Genomic DNA, 15,270 nt, shown 5'->3' on the forward strand with positions numbered 1-15,270 from the left:
GTGGACATGAGCGAGTTCGCGAACGTGTTGCGTTCCTGGCGTGACCGGGTGCGTCCCGAGGCGGTCGGCCTGCCGGCCGGCCCCGGCAGACGGACCCCGGGCCTCCGTCGCGAGGAGCTCGCCGCGCTGGCGGGCGTGAGCGTCGACTACGTCGTCCGCCTCGAGCAGGGCCGGGCGACGAACCCGTCGCCGCAGCTGCTCGCCGCCCTCGCGACGGCGCTCCGGCTGTCGTCCGAGGAACGGGATCACCTGTGCCGGGTGGCCGGCGTCGCCCCGCCGTCGCGTCAGGTCGTGCCGCGGCACATCACGCCCGGCGTGCAGCGGCTGGTCGACCGGCTCGGCGACGTGCCGCTCGCGGTGTTCACGGCGACCCACGACATCGTGCTCTGGAACGAGTTGTGGGCCGCGGTGAACGGCGACCCCTCGCGGTACGTCGGGCTCGATCGCAACCTGGTCTGGCGGCACTTCACGCAGGAGCGCGACGGGGTGGACTGGGACGACGAGCACCAGGAGGAGTTCTCGAGCGACCTCGCCGCCGACCTGCGGCAGGCGTACGGGCGCTACCCGGCGGACCGTGACCTGGCGGACCTGGTCGAACGGCTGCTTCGGGAGTCCCCCGAGTTCGCCCGCCGGTGGGAGACCGGCCGGATCGCCGAGCACCGCGCGAGCCGCAAGGTCGTGCACACGCCCGTCGGGCCGGTGGAGATCGACTGCGACGTGCTGAGCGTCCCCGGCGGTGACCTGCGGATCGTCGTCTACACGGTCGTCCCGGGCTCCGAGGACGCCGCGAAGCTCGACCTGCTCCGGGTCACCGGCCTGCAGGAGCTCACGCCGCGGTGAACACCAGCGACGCGTTCTGACCGCCGAACCCGAACGAGTTGTTCAACGCGGCACGGAGCGGCGCGGTCCGGGCGGTGCCGGAGACGACGTCGAGGTCCACCGCCGGGTCGAGCCGGTCGAGGTTCAGGGTCGGTGGCACGGTCCCGGTCTCGAGCGCCCGCAGGGTCAGGATCGCCTCGACCGCGCCGGCAGCGCCGAACATGTGCCCGATGGCGCTCTTCGGAGCGGTGACCAGCGCTCCGGTCCCCACCGCACGGCTGATGGCGGCCGCCTCGCCGACGTCGCCGACCGGGGTGCCGGTGGCGTGCGCGTTCACGTGGTCGACGTCGGCGCCGGTGAGGCCCGCCATCCGGATCGCGGCGCGCATGGCCCGCTCCTGCTCGCCGCCGTCCGCCAGCGGTGCGGTGATGTGGTGCGCGTCCGAGGTGATCCCCCACCCGGCGAGCGTGCCGTGCGACCGCTGCCCCCGGGCGGTGGCGTGGTCGGCGCGCTCGAGCACGACGATGCCGGCGCCCTCGCCGAGGACGAAGCCGCGGCGGTCGGCGTCGAACGGACGGGACAGGGTCGTGGGGTCGTCGCCGTCGGGCTTCGCGAGGGCCTGCGACTGGGCGAACGACGCCATCGTCACCGGGGTGACCGCGGCCTCGGTCCCGCCGGTGATGACGACGTCGGCCTCACCGGTGGCGATGAGCCGCGCGGCGGTGGCGATGGCCTCCGCACCGGAGGCACATGCCGACACCGTCGTGTAGGCGCCGCCCCGCGCCCCGTAGGCGATGCTGATCTGCGCGGCGGCACCGTTCGCCATGAGCATCGGCACCGTGCGCGGTGAGACCCGCCGGGCACCGGACGCGCCGAGCACGTCGTGGGCGTCGAGGAGTGTCTCCACTCCCCCGATCCCGGTGCCGATCACCACGGCGAGGCGGTCGCCCTCCACCGCGGGGGCACCGGCGTCGGCCCAGGCCTCGTCCGCGGCGACGAGCGCCAGCTGCTGACTGCGGTCGAGACGGTTCGCGCGGACCCGCCCGAGCGACCCCTCGGCGTCGAGTGCGGCATCGGCCCCGACCCGGATCGGCACCTGTTCCCAGAGCGCTCCGTCGCGGTGCAGTGCGCGGACGCCGGAGCGACCGGCCACCAGGGCGTCCCAGAGCGGCGCGACGCCGCGGCCGAAGGGTGAGACCGCGCCGAAGCCGGTGATGACGATGTCCACGGGAACTCCTCTTGTACGTTGAACAAGTTGAGTTGTACCACGTACAATTCAGACATGGCAATCACGGTGGACCGCTCCGGCACGGCACGCGGCGCGGCGACACGGGCGAGGATCCTCGCCGCGACGGCCGGACTGCTCAGCGCGGGCGCTCGGAGCGTCACCGTCAGCGAGGTCGCCCGGGCCGCGGGTGTCTACCCGAACCAGATCACCCACCACTACGGCTCGAAGGACCGCCTGGTGCTCGACGCCGCGTTCGCGCTGTTCCTCCGCGACACCACGCGACTGCAGGCGGCCGGCCGTCGTGCCCGCTCGGCGGAGGCGTTCCGGCAGGTCCTCGCCCGCACCGCCCTCGCGATGCCGTCGACCCCGCTCGTGGTCCGCGCGCTCGGCGCTGCCGGGGACGACCCGGCGCAGCGTGAGCGCGTGCGGCTGCTGCTGGCCGTGCTGTTCCGGCAGTCCGAGCGCTACCTGGAGCGCGTCGTCGCCGACCAGGGCTGGACGAGCCCGAGCGGTGTCGCCCGGGACGCCCGCACGTTCTGGAGCGCCGTGTTCGGTGCCACCCTGCTCGCGGACGCCGGGGTCACCGGCGGCCCGTCGGACCTCGACCTGGCGGGGACGATCTCGATCCGTTGACCGGGGCGGGCACCGCCGCCGGGGTCTCCCCCGGCGGCGCTGTCACTCGTCCGGCGGCGGTGTCACTCGCCGAAGCCGGACCGGACCAGCTCCACCAGGGCGTCGACCGCGGCCTGCGCGTCCTGTCCGGTCGCGTCGATCGACACCGTCGCACCCTTCGGCAGCGCCAGGGCCATGATCGCCAGCAGGCTCTTCGCGTCCACGCCGTTGACGTGCACGCTCGCGTCGTACTTCGCCGCCGTCTTCACGAACTCCGCGGCGGGCCGGGCGTGCAGCCCGGTCTCGTTCACCAGCTCGACCGACGCGCTCACGCGGTCGGAGCCGGCCGCGTCGCGGACGGAGGCAGTCCCGTCGGCCGGCCCCGTGCCTCCAGGCTGGTCACCGGACGGACGGGAGGCGGTGCTCGCGTCCGCCTCGGAACCCGCGGCCGATGCCGCGGCGGCCAGGACCGCGTCGGCGTCACCGCCCGTCTGGGCGACGACCGCAGCCGCCACCGTGCCCTCGACCAACGGGGCCTGCGACACGTGGACACGGGCTCGGACGTCGTCGTCCAGGAAGTCGAGCGCGGTGTCGGTCGTCAGGTAGGCGGAGCCGAGGTCGCACAGGACCACGACGGCGTCCGCCTGGGCGAGTTCCTCGATGCCGGCGGTGATCGCCTCGAACGAGGTGCCGATGCCGCCGTCGTCCGTGCCGCCCGCGGCGACGAGCGGCACGTCCGCGGCCATCTGCCGTGCGAGCTCGACGGTGCCCGTCGCGATCGCCGCGCTGTGCGAGACGACCAGGATGCCGACGGTCACGCTGCGTCCACCGCTGCGCGCAGGATGTACGCGGTCGACTGCGCACCGGGGTCGCGGTACCCGATCGCGCGGTCGCCGAGGTAGCTCGCGCGGCCCTTGTGGGCGACGAGCGGCTCGGTGTCCGCCGCACCCTGCGCGGCGGCGTCGGCCGCTGCGGTGAGCACGGCCTTCGGGTCCTCGCCGGCACCGGCGGCCGCTGCTGCGGCGTCGACCGCCGGGCTCCACGCGTCGACCATCGTCTTGTCGCCGACCGCTGCCTTGCCGCGGGACACGACACCGTCGCGGGCGGCGGTGAGGACGGCGACCAGGGTGTCCGCGTCGAGTTCGGCCGCGTCACCGGCCGCCTGCGCCGCCTTCAGGTAGGCGGTGCCGAAGAGCGGGCCGGCCGCCCCGCCCACGGTCGAGATGAGCTTCGTCGCGACGGTCTTGAGCACGGCACCCGGGGTGTCGAAGGACCCGGAGTCGACGGCCTCGAGCACGGCCCGGAACCCGCGGTCGAGGTTCTCGCCGTGGTCGCCGTCCCCGATCTCACGGTCGAGCGTGACGAGCTCGGCGCGGTGTTCGTCGATCGTCGCGGCGGTGCGACGGACCCAGTCGATGGCCCATGCGGTGTCGAGCGCCAATGCGGTTCCCTTCGTGTGTCGGGCCCGGTGGCCCGGTGTCGTGGTCCGGTGGTCGAGCGGCCGTGGACGCTCAGCGTCCCCAGCGCAGGGCCGGGGTCTCCACCGGGGCGTCCCAGAGGGCCGTGAGTTCGTCGTCGAGCACCGTGACGGTGAGCGAGAACCCCTGCATCTCGAGGGACGTGACGTAGTCGCCGACCAAACTACGCGTGACCTGGTGGCCGCGGTCCGAGAGGACCTCGGCGGCGCGTCGGTAGGCGATGTAGAGCTCGGACAGCGGGGTGCCGCCCATGCCGTTCACCAGGAGCAGCAGCGACGAACCGGCCGGTGCGTCGAGGTCGGTCAGGATCGGTTCGAGCACGCGGTCGACCAGCTCGTCCGCCGGTGCCATCGCGATCCGCTCGCGGCCGGGCTCGCCGTGGATGCCGATGCCGAGCTCGACCTCGTCGTCGGCCAGCACGAACGACGGCTCCCCCGCGTGCGGGACGGTGCCCGACGCCAGCGCGAGCCCCATCGACCGCGTGACGTCGTTGACGTGCCGGGCCACGGCGGCGACCGCGTCCAGGTCGTCCCCGCGCTCGGCGGCGGCGCCGGCGCACTTCTCCACCACGACGGTCCCGGCGACACCGCGCCGGCCGGCGGTGAACAGGGAGTCCTGCACCGCGACGTCGTCGTCCACGACGACGGACTCGACGCGGACGTCGTCCATCGCCGCGAGCTCTGCCGCCGTCTCGAAGTTGAGCACGTCGCCGGTGTAGTTCTTCACGATGTGCAGCACGCCCGCTCCGCCGTCGACGGCCTTCGTCGCGGCGACGATCGGGTCGGGCGTCGGGCTCGTGAACACCGGGCCGGGCACCGCGGCGTCGAGCATGCCGTACCCGACGAAGCCGGCGTGCAGCGGTTCGTGCCCGCTGCCACCGCCGCTGACGATCCCGACCTTGCCGGCGACGGGTGCGTCAGCGCGGTGCAGGTGGATCGGGTCCTCGACCAGGACGACGTGTCTGGCGTGTGCCCGGGCGAAGCCCCGGACGGTCTCCTCGACCACGGCCTGCGGGTCGTTGATGAGCTTCTTCATGCGGTGCCTCCACGGGTACGGGGTCGAACCGTGGCGGTCACACCGCGCGTCGTCGACCGGAGTGGGCCCAATCTACATCGACGGCACGAGCGGCCGTCCGCTGTCGATGCACGTTCGTGCAGTACGTCGAGGACGCGCCACCGGCTCGGGATCGTGCAGGGGACACTCGTCCTGCACGTTCGTGCACGATGCCGCACTTCGCTCACGAATTCATCGCCCGGCCGTGAGCGTCGTCACTATGGTTGGCCTCAATCACTCAACGGGGAGTGCGGCGCAGCACGGCCGGACCCCCACCTCACGCACTGGAGGTCACCGATGGACGACATCGGCGTCAAGTTCCTGTCCGAGCTCGTCGGTACGGCGATGCTCATCATCCTGGGTGGCGGCGTCGTCGCCGCCGTGTCGCTGGCGAAGTCGAAGGGCTTCGGAGCCGGGTTCCTGATGGTCACGATCGGCTGGGGCTTCGCGGTCTTCGCCGGTGTCACCGTGTCCTACAAGTCCGGCGGACAGCTCAACCCCGCGGTCAGCCTCGCGCAGGCGATCCTCGGCAACATCACCGTCGGCGAGATGTTCCTGTTCTGGCTCGCCCAGCTGATCGGCGCGATCATCGGTGCGGTCATCGTCTGGCTCGCCTACAAGCAGCACTTCGACGAGGAGCCCGACGCGGCCGCCAAGCTCGGCGTCTTCTCGACCGGCCCCGCGATCCGGTCGTACGGCTGGAACCTCGTCACGGAGATCATCGGCACCTTCGTGCTGGTCTTCGTCGTCATCGCGTTCACCAACGGGCAGACCCCGTCGGAGCTCGGTGCGATCCCCGTCGCCTTCCTCGTGATCGCGATCGGTGTCAGCCTCGGTGGCCCCACCGGCTACGCCATCAACCCGGCCCGTGACCTCGGCCCCCGCATCGCGCACGCCTTCCTGCCCATCAAGGGCAAGGGCTCGAGCGACTGGGCCTACGCCTGGGTGCCGGTCGTCGGACCGCTGATCGGTGGCGCCCTCGCCGCCGGGCTGTCCTACGCCCTGCTGCCCATCGTCAGCTGACCCACCCCCACCCCGAAGGCGTGGACGGCCGTTCCGCACGACCGAACACGCACCCGCACCGAACACACCCGTAAGGAGCACCAATGGCCGACTACATCGTCGCCATCGACCAGGGCACGACCTCGACCCGAGCAATCGTGTTCGACCACTCCGGTTCGATCATCTCGACCGGGCAGAAGGAACACGAGCAGATCTTCCCGCGTGCCGGGTGGGTCGAGCACGACCCCGCCGAGATCTGGGACAACACCCGCGAGGTGATCGGTCAGGCACTGTCGCGTGCCGACATCACGCGCCACGACGTCGCAGCCGTCGGCATCACCAACCAGCGCGAGACCGCCGTCGTCTGGGACAAGACCACCGGCAAGCCGATCTACAACGCGATCGTCTGGCAGGACACCCGCACGCAGGCGCTCGTCGACAAGCTCGCCGACGGCGACACCGACAAGTACAAGGCCATCGTCGGCCTGCCGCTCGCGACCTACTTCGCCGGCACCAAGATCATGTGGATCCTCGAGAACGTCGAGGGTGCTCGTGAGAAGGCCGAGGCGGGCGACCTGCTCTTCGGCACCACCGACACCTGGGTCCTCTGGAACCTGACCGGTGGCATCGACGGCGGCGTGCACAAGACCGACGTCACGAACGCGTCCCGCACGCTCTTCATGGACCTCGAGACGCTGCAGTGGCGCGACGACATCCTCGCCGACTTCGGCGTGCCGAAGTCGATGCTCCCCGAGATCGTCAGCTCCTCCGAGGTCTACGGCCACGTCGAGTCCTCGAGCCTGCTGCGCGAGGTCCCGATCGCCGGCATCCTCGGCGACCAGCAGGCCGCGACCTTCGGTCAGGCCGCGTTCGACCAGGGTGAGTCGAAGAACACCTACGGCACCGGCAACTTCCTGATCTTCAACACCGGTACCGAGATCGTCCGCTCCGAGAACGGCCTGCTCACCACCGTCGGCTACAAGCTCGGCGACCAGGAGACGCACTACGCCCTCGAGGGTTCGATCGCCGTCACGGGCTCGCTCATCCAGTGGCTCCGCGACAACCTCGGTCTGATCGGCAGCGCCCCGGAGGTCGAGGCCCTGGCCAAGACCGTCGAGGACAACGGCGGCGTGTACTTCGTGCCGGCGTTCTCCGGGCTCTTCGCGCCGTACTGGCGTCCCGACGCCCGCGGTGCGATCGTCGGCCTCACCCGCTTCGTCAACAAGGGGCACATCGCGCGTGCCGCCCTCGAGGCGACGGCGCTGCAGACCCGCGAGGTCCTCGACGCGGTCAACGCCGACTCCGGTGTGGACCTGACCGAGCTCAAGGTCGACGGCGGCATGACCGCCAACAGCGAGCTCATGCAGTTCCAGGCCGACATGCTCAACGTGCCGGTCGTCCGTCCGGTCGTCGCGGAGACGACGGCGCTCGGTGCGGCCTACGCCGCTGGTCTCGCGGTCGGCTTCTGGGCCAACCTCGACGAGCTCCGTGCCAACTGGCAGGAGGACAAGCGCTGGGAGCCCCAGCTCGACGCCGCCGAGCGCGAGCGCACGCTCCGCCTGTGGAAGAAGGCCGTCACGAAGACCTTCGACTGGGTCGACGAGGACGTGCAGTAACGAAGCACGCGCACGCTGACCGCGTGCACTGAAAGCACCGACGGGAGGCCCGGTGCCGGTTCCGGGAACCGGCACCGGGCCTCCTGTGCGTTGCGTCTCCTGCGGGTCGGTCGCGGTCGGCCGGTCGGTTGGTGCGGTGGTCGGGCGGTTGCGACACGGCACGGTGCGGTCTTGTTGACCGGGTGCAGCGCTGACCGCCTGGTGCGCGCCCGTGGCGCAGCACCGAGCCGTCAGGCTCGCACCGGGTGACGCACCGCGCACGGTGCGGCTCGCGCTGGGGTGGCACGGGATCGCGGACCGCGCACGGTGCGGACTGGAGGCGCGGGGCGGGCCCGCCACGGCCCTCCGGTCCGGCACGGGGTGGCAGGCACGGCACGGTGCGGTGTTGTTGACCGGGCGCAGCGGTGACTGCCGGGTGCGCGCTCGTGGCGCGGCACCGGGCTGTCAGGCTCGCACCGGGTGACGCACCGCGCACGGTGCGCGGGGTCGGCGTGGACTACGCGGCGGGGGCTGCGCCGACCCAATCAGCCAGTTTGCGCGCACCGGCGCCGGAGTCGACCGCCTCGGCGGCGACGACAAGCTGCTCGCGGAAGCGCTGCAGGATCGGCCGGTCGGACTCGTTCGGGTCCTGGGCCAGCCGGAACGAGACGAGGCCGGCCGCGGCGTTCAGCAGGACGATGTCGCGGACGGGTCCGGTCTCCCCCGCGAGCACCCGGTGGACGACTCCGGCGTTGTGCTCGGGGTCGCCGCCGAGCAGGTCCTCCGTGTGTGCCCGGGCGATGCCGAGGTCCCGCGGGTCGAGGTCGTGCTCGGTCACGCGGCCCCCGGTGACCTCCCAGATGTGGCTGTGCCCGGTGGTGGTCAGCTCGTCGAGTCCGTCGTCGCCGCGGAACACGAGGGCCGTCGCGCCGCGCGTCTGGAACACACCCGTGATGATCGGGACGAGGTCGAGCTGGGCGACCCCCACGGCGTTGGCCTCGCACCGTGCGGGGTTGACCAGCGGGCCGAGGAAGTTGAACACCGTCGGCACGCCGATCTCGCGCCGGACCGGGCCTGCGTGGGCGAAACCGGGGTGGAACGCGTTGGCGAAGGCGAAGGTCAGCCCGACACGCCGGAAGGTGTCCGCGACACGCGCGGCGTCCATCGTGAGATCGAGTCCGAGGGCGGCGAGCACGTCGCTCGACCCGGACTTCGACGAGCTTGCCTTGTTGCCGTGCTTGACGACGGGGACCCCGGCGGCGGCGATCACGATGGCCGCCATGGTCGAGATGTTCACGGTGCCGACCACGTCGCCGCCGGTGCCGACGATGTCGAGCGCCATCGGATCGACGTCGAGCGGAACAGCGGCGTCCAGGATCGCGTCGCGGAACCCGACGACCTCGTCGACGGTCTCGCCCTTCGCGCGGAGCGTCACGGCGAAGGCTGCGATCTGTGCCTGGGTGGCGCGCCCGTGCACGATCTCCTCCATGGCCCATGTGGATTGCCTGATCGTCAGGTCCTCGCGCGCCATGAGCGCGCTGATCACTGCTGGCCAAGAAAGTGCGTCAGGCATGGCTCGATCGTAGTGAATTCGAGAGACCCGCCAGTCTCCTGCGAAAACACTGTCGGGGGTTTCGGCCATAATGGAGGACGTGACTAGCACCTCTCTCTCCAGATCAGCCAGCGGTCCGGCCCTCAACAGGCCGAACGCCGTGGCCGTGGGGACGATCGTGTGGCTGGGCAGCGAGGTCATGTTCTTCGCCGGCCTGTTCGCGATCTACTTCACGCTCCGCAGCACGTCCCCTGAGCTCTGGGCGACCGAGACCGCGAAGCTCGAGGTGCCCTTCGCCTCCGTGAACACGATCATCCTGGTGCTGTCCAGCTTCGCCTGCCAGTTCGCCGTGTTCGCCGCGGAGCGCTTCCAGGTGCACCGGACGAGCTGGAACCCGCGCCACTGGGGCATGACGGAGTGGTTCTTCGTCACCTACGCGATGGGTGCGATCTTCGTCTGCGGCCAGATCTTCGAGTACGCCAACCTCTGGCACGAGGGCGTGACGCTCTCCTCCAGCGCATACGGCTCGGCGTTCTACATGACCACCGGGTTCCACGGGCTCCACGTGACCGGTGGCCTCATCGCCTTCCTGCTGACGCTCGGCCGCGGTTTCGCCGCCAAGAACTTCGGCCACAAGGAAGCGACCACCGCCATCGTCGTGTCGTACTACTGGCACTTCGTCGACGTCGTGTGGATCTTCCTCTTCGCCGTCATCTACCTTCTCAAGTAGGAACTGGACACCCCCCAGCACATGTTCAACAGAACCAAGTCCAAGAAGGGCCGCCGTTCACCGATGGCGACCGTGTCGCTCATCGTCGTGGGTCTCATGACCACCGGTGGCGCGTACGCACTGTTCAGCTCCACGGCGAACGCCGACGACAGCACGAACACCGTCGCCGCCTCGAGCCAGTCGCAGGTGAACGAGGGCGAGAAGCTCTTCGCCTCGAACTGCGCCACCTGCCACGGTCTCTCCGCGCAGGGCACGAGCGAGGGCCCGTCCCTGATCGGTGTCGGGGCCGCGTCGGTCGACTTCCAGGTCGGCACCGGCCGCATGCCGATGGCCGCTCAGGGCCCGCAGGCCGAAGAGAAGCCCGCGCAGTTCACGGACGAGCAGGTCGACGCACTCGCGCAGTACGTCGCCTCCCTCGGCCCCGGCCCGTCGGTCCCGTCCACCGAGCTCACCAACGGTGAGGACGGCGACGCCGCCGAAGGCGCCGAGCTGTTCCGCATCAACTGCGCCATGTGCCACAACGTGGCCGGCGCCGGCGGTGCGCTGACCGAGGGCAAGTACGCCCCGAACCTCGAGACGGTCTCCGGCAAGCACATCTACGAGGCCATGCTCACCGGCCCGCAGAACATGCCGGTCTTCAACGACCTGAACCTGACGCCGGAGCAGAAGGCCGACATCATCACGTACCTCAAGTACGTGCAGGACAACAAGTCCCCCGGTGGCTTCGCACTCGGCTCCCTGGGGCCGGTCGCCGAGGGTCTGTTCATCTGGATCTTCGGACTCGGCGCGGTCGTCGCGATGACCGTCTGGCTGACCGCGAAGTCCAACTGATCGTCCGTGTCGAACGACACTGAAGGGAACACCATGGCAGAGCACGACGACGAGACGCTGAACTCGTCCTCGGCTGTCGAGAAGCACGGCACGACCACCTCCCCCGGGATCGCGGTCCTCCCCGTCGACCCGTTCGAGAACCCGGGCGAGCCGCCGCACCGCCCGCGCCGCACCGACGTCGACCCGAAGAAGCAGCGTCTGGCCGAGCGCCAGGTCGCCGCGTACTTCTACCTGTCGATCGTCGGCAGCGTCCTGTCGATCGCGGCGTACGTCGCCTTCCCGATCGACCCGAGCGACTTCGGGACGGTCCGCACCGCGAACCTCTTCCTGGGCCTGTCGATCGCCCTCGCGCTCCTCGCCCTCGGCCTCGGCGCCGTCTACTGGTCGAAGTCCCTGGTCGTCGACCGCGAGATCACCGAGCTCCGCCACGGCACCCGCGGCACCGACGCGACTCGCGCCAAGGCGGTCGAGGCGTTCCAGCTCGCCGACAAGGAGTCCGGCTTCAGCCGTCGCAAGCTGATCCGCAACTCGATGATCGGTGCCCTGGCCGCGTTCCCGCTCCCCGGCATCGTCCTGGTCCGTGACCTCGCTCCCGCCGAGGACCCCAACGAGCTGCTCCGCCACACCTTCTGGAAGCAGGGCCTGCGCCTGACGAAGGACCCGACGGGTCTGCCGATCAAGGCCTCCGACGTCACCATCGGTTCGGTGTTCCACGTCATCCCCGAGGGCATGCTCGAGTCCGAGCACATGTTGGAGGAGAAGGCCAAGGCCTCCGTCCTCCTCATGCGCCTCGACCCGAAGGACCTCAACCCGTCCAAGGGCCACGAGAACTGGGGCTACGACGGCATCGTCGCGTACTCCAAGATCTGCACCCACGTCGGTTGCCCCGTCGCGCTCTACGAACAGCAGACGCACCACCTGCTGTGCCCGTGCCACCAGTCCACCTTCGATGTCTCGAACAACTGCGAGGTCATCTTCGGTCCGGCAGCACGCCCCCTCCCCCAACTTCCGATCGCGATCGACGACGACGGCTACCTGGTTGCCCAGAGCGACTTCCACGAGCCGGTCGGACCGTCCTTCTGGGAGCGTGAACGCTGATGACCAGCACCACCACCACCGCACCGAACACGTCGACGAACAAGCCGGCGCCGGAGCGCGGATCCCGCATCATCGGCGGGGTCGCCAACTACATCGACGAGCGCACCAGCATCTCGGGCCTCGTCAAGGAAGTCGGCCGCAAGATCTTCCCGGACCACTGGAGCTTCATGCTCGGCGAGGTGGCGCTGTACAGCTTCGTCGTCGTGCTGCTCTCCGGGACCTTCCTGACGTTCTTCTTCCAGGCGTCCATGACCGAGGTCGTCTACAACGGCTCGTACGTCCCGCTCAAGGGCGTGGCGATGTCGACGGCGCTGCAGTCCACGCTCGACATCTCGTTCGACATCCGCGGCGGGCTCTTCGTCCGCCAGGTCCACCACTGGGCAGCCCTGCTGTTCGTGGCGTCGATCATGCTGCACATGGCCCGCGTGTTCTTCACCGGCGCCTTCCGCAAGCCGCGTGAGCTCAACTGGGTCTTCGGCTTCCTGCTCTGGGTCCTCGCCATGGCCGAGGGCTTCACCGGCTACTCGCTCCCGGACGACCTGCTCTCCGGAAACGGTCTGCGGATCATCGTCGGCATGATCGAGGGTGTCCCGGTCATCGGTGTCTGGATCGCCTACCTGCTGTTCGGTGGTGAGTTCCCGGGGACCGACATCGTCGGCCGCCTGTACACGCTGCACATCCTGCTGCTGCCGGCGATCCTCGTCGCGGTGCTCGGTGTCCACCTCGTGCTCGTCGTGATCAACAAGCACACGCAGTTCGCCGGTCCGGGCAAGACCAACGAGAACGTCGTCGGTGTCCCGATCCTCCCGGCGTTCGCCGCGAAGGCCGGTGGGTTCTTCTTCATCGTCGCGGGCATCCTGGCCCTCATCGCGTCGCTGTTCACGATCAACCCGATCTGGAACTACGGCCCGTACGACCCCTCCCCGGTTTCCGCCGGTACCCAGCCCGACTGGTACATCGGCTTCGCCGACGGCGCGCTCCGACTGGTCCCGCCGCACTGGGAGGTCGTGTGGTTCGGCTACACGGTGTCGTTCAACATCCTGGCGCCGATCGCGGTCCTGGTGCTGCTCATCCTGGCGATCCTGCTCTACCCCTTCATCGAGGCGTGGGTCACGGGCGACAAGCGTGAGCACCACATCCTCGACCGCCCGCGCAACGCCCCGACGCGCACGGCGTTCGGTGCCGCTGGCATCACGCTCTACGCCAGCCTCTGGGCAGCAGCCTCGTCGGACATCATCGCGACGCACTTCCTGGTGTCGATCGAACACGTGATCCACGTGATCCAGGCAACGACCGTCCTCGGTCCGTTCATCGCCTTCTGGATCACGAAGCGTGTCTGCCTCGCCCTCCAGAAGAAGGACCGCGAGATCGTCCTGCACGGCTACGAGTCGGGCCGCATCGTCCGACTCCCCCACGGCGAGTACATCGAGGTGCACGAGCAGCTCGACGAGTACGAGCGCTGGAAGCTCCTGCAGTTCAACGAGTACAAGCCGCTGATGATCCGCCCGAACGCCAAGGGCAAGATCACGGGTCTGCAGAAGGTCCGCGCCGGCGTCTCCCGCTTCTTCTTCGAAGACCGCATCGAGCCGGTCTCGAAGGCAGAACTCGAGGCAGCACACGCCGCGCACCACGGCCCGAACCTCGAGGGTGGCCACCAGGCTCCCCAGGTCGGCCCCGGCGATCACTGATCGGTAGCGCACGAAGCAACCCCCGTCACCAAGTGGCGGGGGTTTCTTCGTCCACACCGCGAAACGCCGCCCCCAGTTCACGGCTGGTTCACTCTCGCGTGCTGGACTCGTCCAGGACGGTGTGGCAACGTGTTGCACCACGCATCCGCCAACGGAATGAGACCCCGATGGACAGCCGGACGGCCGAACACCCCAGGCCGAACCACTTCCTCCTCCACCTCAGCGACACGCACCTCGTCTCCGGGGACCGCAACCTGTACGGCGCTGTCGACTCCGCCGCTCGGCTCACGCAGATCGTCGCGGACATCGAAGCCTCGGGCACGCGTCCCGAAGCGATCGTCGTCACCGGCGACGTAGCCGACAAGGGCGAGCCGGGAGCGTACGCCCGCGTCCGCGAGATCCTCGAACCGGCCGCGCAGCGCATCGGTGCACAGGTCATCTGGGCCATGGGCAACCACGACGAGCGCGGTGCCTTCCGCCAGGAGCTCTTCGGCCTGCAGCCCACCGACCGCCCGGTCGACTTCGTCTACGACGTCAACGGTCTCCGCGTGATCACCCTGGACACGAGCGTGCCGGGTCACCACCACGGTGAGGTCTCCCCCGAGCAGCTCGACTGGCTCGCCGAGGTCCTGTCCGAGGCCGCGCCGCACGGCACCATCCTCGCGATGCACCACCCGCCGGTGCCGAGTGTCCAGGACCTCACCGTCCTCGTCGAGCTCCGCGACCAGCAGGCCCTGGCCGAGGTCGTCGAGGGCAGTGATGTCCTCGCCATCATCGCCGGGCACCTGCACTACTCCACCAGTGCGGTGTTCGCCGGCATCCCGGTTTCCGTCGCCAGCGCCACCTGCTACACCCAGGACCTCACCGAGTTCCAGGGCGGCACCCGCGGACGAGACGGTGCGCAGTCGTTCAACCTGGTGCACGTCTACGGGCACAACGTCGTCCACTCGGTGGTGCCGATCGGGCACTACGCCACCGTCGGGCAGCCGGTCTCCGCGCTCGAGACCGAGGCGAAGCTCGCCGCACACGGCGTGACGATCCCCGCGGCCGTCGAGCCGGCACCGGTCACCTCGAGCATCCCGGTGTTCACGCTCGACTCGGTGCCCGTCTCCCCCGTCCACCGGTAGCGCCGCGTACTTCGCGTGCAGAAGAGGTCGGGTCCGTCATGCGGACCCGACCTCGTCTGCTCACCGAGTGCGGGCGCGGACGGTCACGACTCCCCGTCAGTGCGCGGCGAGTGGTCACGTTCCGTCGTCCGGCGGCTCGGCAATCAACAGTTCGTGACCGCTCGGCGGGAAGCCAACGGGATGTCGTGACCGCGCGGCGGCGTGCGCGTCCCGACGGCAGGCCCGACGGTCGTCCCGGCGGCCGGGAGGCCCGTGGCGGGGTCGACTTGCGCCTCCCGGCCCGCGGGGTGGTCGCGACTCACCGCGGGTGCTGTGTCGCGTGGTCATGTTCCGTCGGCTGTGGGCGGCGCAGGCGACGGGCTGTGACCGGTCGGCGTGGGGGTGGGGGGTGTCGTGACCGGTGGAGCGTGTGGGTGCGCCGGAATCACGCGGCTGGGTTCCGCCGCCGGGCTCGCAG

The 15,270-nt window shown here is 70.2% G+C and carries 14 protein-coding genes; 9 read left to right on the forward strand and 5 right to left on the reverse strand.

Annotated features, from left to right (window positions below):
* The first annotated feature begins 6 nt into the window (after positions 1–6).
* Positions 7–840: a helix-turn-helix domain-containing protein gene (locus tag DEJ03_RS04850; RefSeq protein ID WP_175474960.1), complete on the forward strand. Its 834-nt coding sequence runs from the start codon at positions 7–9 to the stop codon at positions 838–840.
* Here DEJ03_RS04850 and DEJ03_RS04855 read toward each other — a convergent pair.
* Positions 827–2,047, reverse strand: a complete 1,221-nt coding sequence (locus DEJ03_RS04855) for a beta-ketoacyl synthase (RefSeq protein WP_110863729.1) — start codon at positions 2,045–2,047, stop codon at positions 827–829. The two genes, DEJ03_RS04850 and DEJ03_RS04855, sit on opposite strands and share 14 nt — an antisense overlap.
* Before the next feature lie 54 nt (positions 2,048–2,101).
* Between DEJ03_RS04855 and DEJ03_RS04860 the strand changes: the two genes are divergently transcribed.
* A complete protein-coding gene (locus DEJ03_RS04860; RefSeq protein ID WP_110863730.1) occupies positions 2,102–2,680 on the forward strand; it encodes a TetR/AcrR family transcriptional regulator C-terminal domain-containing protein in 579 nt (192 codons plus the stop codon).
* Between the two features lie 62 nt (positions 2,681–2,742).
* On the opposite strand, the gene dhaM is transcribed toward DEJ03_RS04860, so the two are convergent.
* The 3 genes from dhaM to dhaK form a co-directional block, all read right to left on the reverse strand.
* Complete coding sequence (dhaM, locus tag DEJ03_RS04865) at positions 2,743–3,477, reverse strand: dihydroxyacetone kinase phosphoryl donor subunit DhaM (protein WP_110863731.1); 735 nt, start codon at positions 3,475–3,477, stop codon at positions 2,743–2,745.
* Positions 3,474–4,100 (reverse strand): dihydroxyacetone kinase subunit DhaL, encoded by a 627-nt coding sequence (gene dhaL, locus DEJ03_RS04870; protein ID WP_110863732.1) that lies wholly within the window; start codon positions 4,098–4,100, stop codon positions 3,474–3,476. Before dhaL ends, dhaM begins: the two co-directional genes overlap by 4 nt.
* Before the next feature lie 70 nt (positions 4,101–4,170).
* On the reverse strand, positions 4,171–5,172 hold the full coding sequence (gene dhaK, locus DEJ03_RS04875) for a dihydroxyacetone kinase subunit DhaK (RefSeq protein WP_110863733.1): 1,002 nt from the start codon (positions 5,170–5,172) through the stop codon (positions 4,171–4,173).
* Positions 5,173–5,487: 315 nt separating this feature from the next.
* Here dhaK and DEJ03_RS04880 point away from each other — a divergent pair, with 315 nt between their 5' ends.
* The gene (locus DEJ03_RS04880) at positions 5,488–6,213 is read left to right on the forward strand and encodes an MIP/aquaporin family protein (protein WP_084740395.1); all 726 of its coding nucleotides are present in this window, start codon (positions 5,488–5,490) and stop codon (positions 6,211–6,213) included.
* A gap of 83 nt (positions 6,214–6,296) precedes the next feature.
* The gene (gene glpK / locus DEJ03_RS04885; RefSeq protein ID WP_071403832.1) at positions 6,297–7,808 is read left to right on the forward strand and encodes a glycerol kinase GlpK; all 1,512 of its coding nucleotides are present in this window, start codon (positions 6,297–6,299) and stop codon (positions 7,806–7,808) included.
* 496 nt (positions 7,809–8,304) lie between these two features.
* On the opposite strand, the gene trpD is transcribed toward glpK, so the two are convergent.
* Positions 8,305–9,360, reverse strand: coding sequence for an anthranilate phosphoribosyltransferase (gene trpD, locus DEJ03_RS04890; RefSeq protein ID WP_110863734.1), 1,056 nt, complete (start codon positions 9,358–9,360; stop codon positions 8,305–8,307).
* A 70-nt stretch (positions 9,361–9,430) separates the two neighbouring features.
* Here trpD and DEJ03_RS04895 point away from each other — a divergent pair, with 70 nt between their 5' ends.
* From DEJ03_RS04895 to DEJ03_RS04915, 5 genes are all read left to right on the forward strand, one after another.
* Positions 9,431–10,069 carry a heme-copper oxidase subunit III gene (locus DEJ03_RS04895; protein WP_027465617.1) on the forward strand — a complete coding sequence of 213 codons (639 nt, stop codon included), beginning with the start codon at positions 9,431–9,433 and terminating at the stop codon, positions 10,067–10,069.
* Positions 10,070–10,090: 21 nt separating this feature from the next.
* Entirely contained in the window at positions 10,091–10,900 is an 810-nt protein-coding gene (locus tag DEJ03_RS04900) for a cytochrome c (protein ID WP_071403834.1), read from the forward strand.
* A gap of 33 nt (positions 10,901–10,933) precedes the next feature.
* Complete coding sequence (locus tag DEJ03_RS04905; RefSeq protein WP_027465615.1) at positions 10,934–11,998, forward strand: ubiquinol-cytochrome c reductase iron-sulfur subunit; 1,065 nt, start codon at positions 10,934–10,936, stop codon at positions 11,996–11,998.
* The gene (locus DEJ03_RS04910) at positions 11,998–13,686 is read left to right on the forward strand and encodes a ubiquinol-cytochrome c reductase cytochrome b subunit (protein ID WP_071403835.1); all 1,689 of its coding nucleotides are present in this window, start codon (positions 11,998–12,000) and stop codon (positions 13,684–13,686) included. The genes DEJ03_RS04905 and DEJ03_RS04910 overlap by 1 nt, the downstream gene beginning before the upstream one ends.
* Positions 13,687–13,853: 167 nt before the next feature.
* Positions 13,854–14,813, forward strand: a complete 960-nt coding sequence (locus DEJ03_RS04915; RefSeq protein ID WP_110863735.1) for a phosphodiesterase — start codon at positions 13,854–13,856, stop codon at positions 14,811–14,813.
* The last annotated feature ends 457 nt before the right edge of the window (positions 14,814–15,270 follow it).

Origin of the sequence: Curtobacterium sp. MCLR17_043 (genome assembly GCF_003224215.1) — a bacterium.
GTDB classification, from domain to species: domain Bacteria; phylum Actinomycetota; class Actinomycetes; order Actinomycetales; family Microbacteriaceae; genus Curtobacterium; species Curtobacterium flaccumfaciens.

Bases quoted from the DNA above. Each gene is read 5' to 3' on its own strand.
- DEJ03_RS04850 (WP_175474960.1), top strand. From the start codon at position 7: ATGAGCGAGTTCGCGAACGTGTTGCGTTCCTGGCGTGACCGGGTGCGT.
- DEJ03_RS04860 (WP_110863730.1), top strand. From the start codon at position 2,102: ATGGCAATCACGGTGGACCGCTCCGGCACGGCACGCGGCGCGGCGACA.
- dhaK (WP_110863733.1), bottom strand. From the start codon at position 5,172: ATGAAGAAGCTCATCAACGACCCGCAGGCCGTGGTCGAGGAGACCGTC.
- DEJ03_RS04880 (WP_084740395.1), top strand. From the start codon at position 5,488: ATGGACGACATCGGCGTCAAGTTCCTGTCCGAGCTCGTCGGTACGGCG.
- glpK (WP_071403832.1), top strand. From the start codon at position 6,297: ATGGCCGACTACATCGTCGCCATCGACCAGGGCACGACCTCGACCCGA.
- trpD (WP_110863734.1), bottom strand. From the start codon at position 9,360: ATGCCTGACGCACTTTCTTGGCCAGCAGTGATCAGCGCGCTCATGGCG.
- DEJ03_RS04895 (WP_027465617.1), top strand. From the start codon at position 9,431: ATGGAGGACGTGACTAGCACCTCTCTCTCCAGATCAGCCAGCGGTCCG.
- DEJ03_RS04900 (WP_071403834.1), top strand. From the start codon at position 10,091: ATGTTCAACAGAACCAAGTCCAAGAAGGGCCGCCGTTCACCGATGGCG.
- DEJ03_RS04905 (WP_027465615.1), top strand. From the start codon at position 10,934: ATGGCAGAGCACGACGACGAGACGCTGAACTCGTCCTCGGCTGTCGAG.
- DEJ03_RS04910 (WP_071403835.1), top strand. From the start codon at position 11,998: ATGACCAGCACCACCACCACCGCACCGAACACGTCGACGAACAAGCCG.
- DEJ03_RS04915 (WP_110863735.1), top strand. From the start codon at position 13,854: ATGGACAGCCGGACGGCCGAACACCCCAGGCCGAACCACTTCCTCCTC.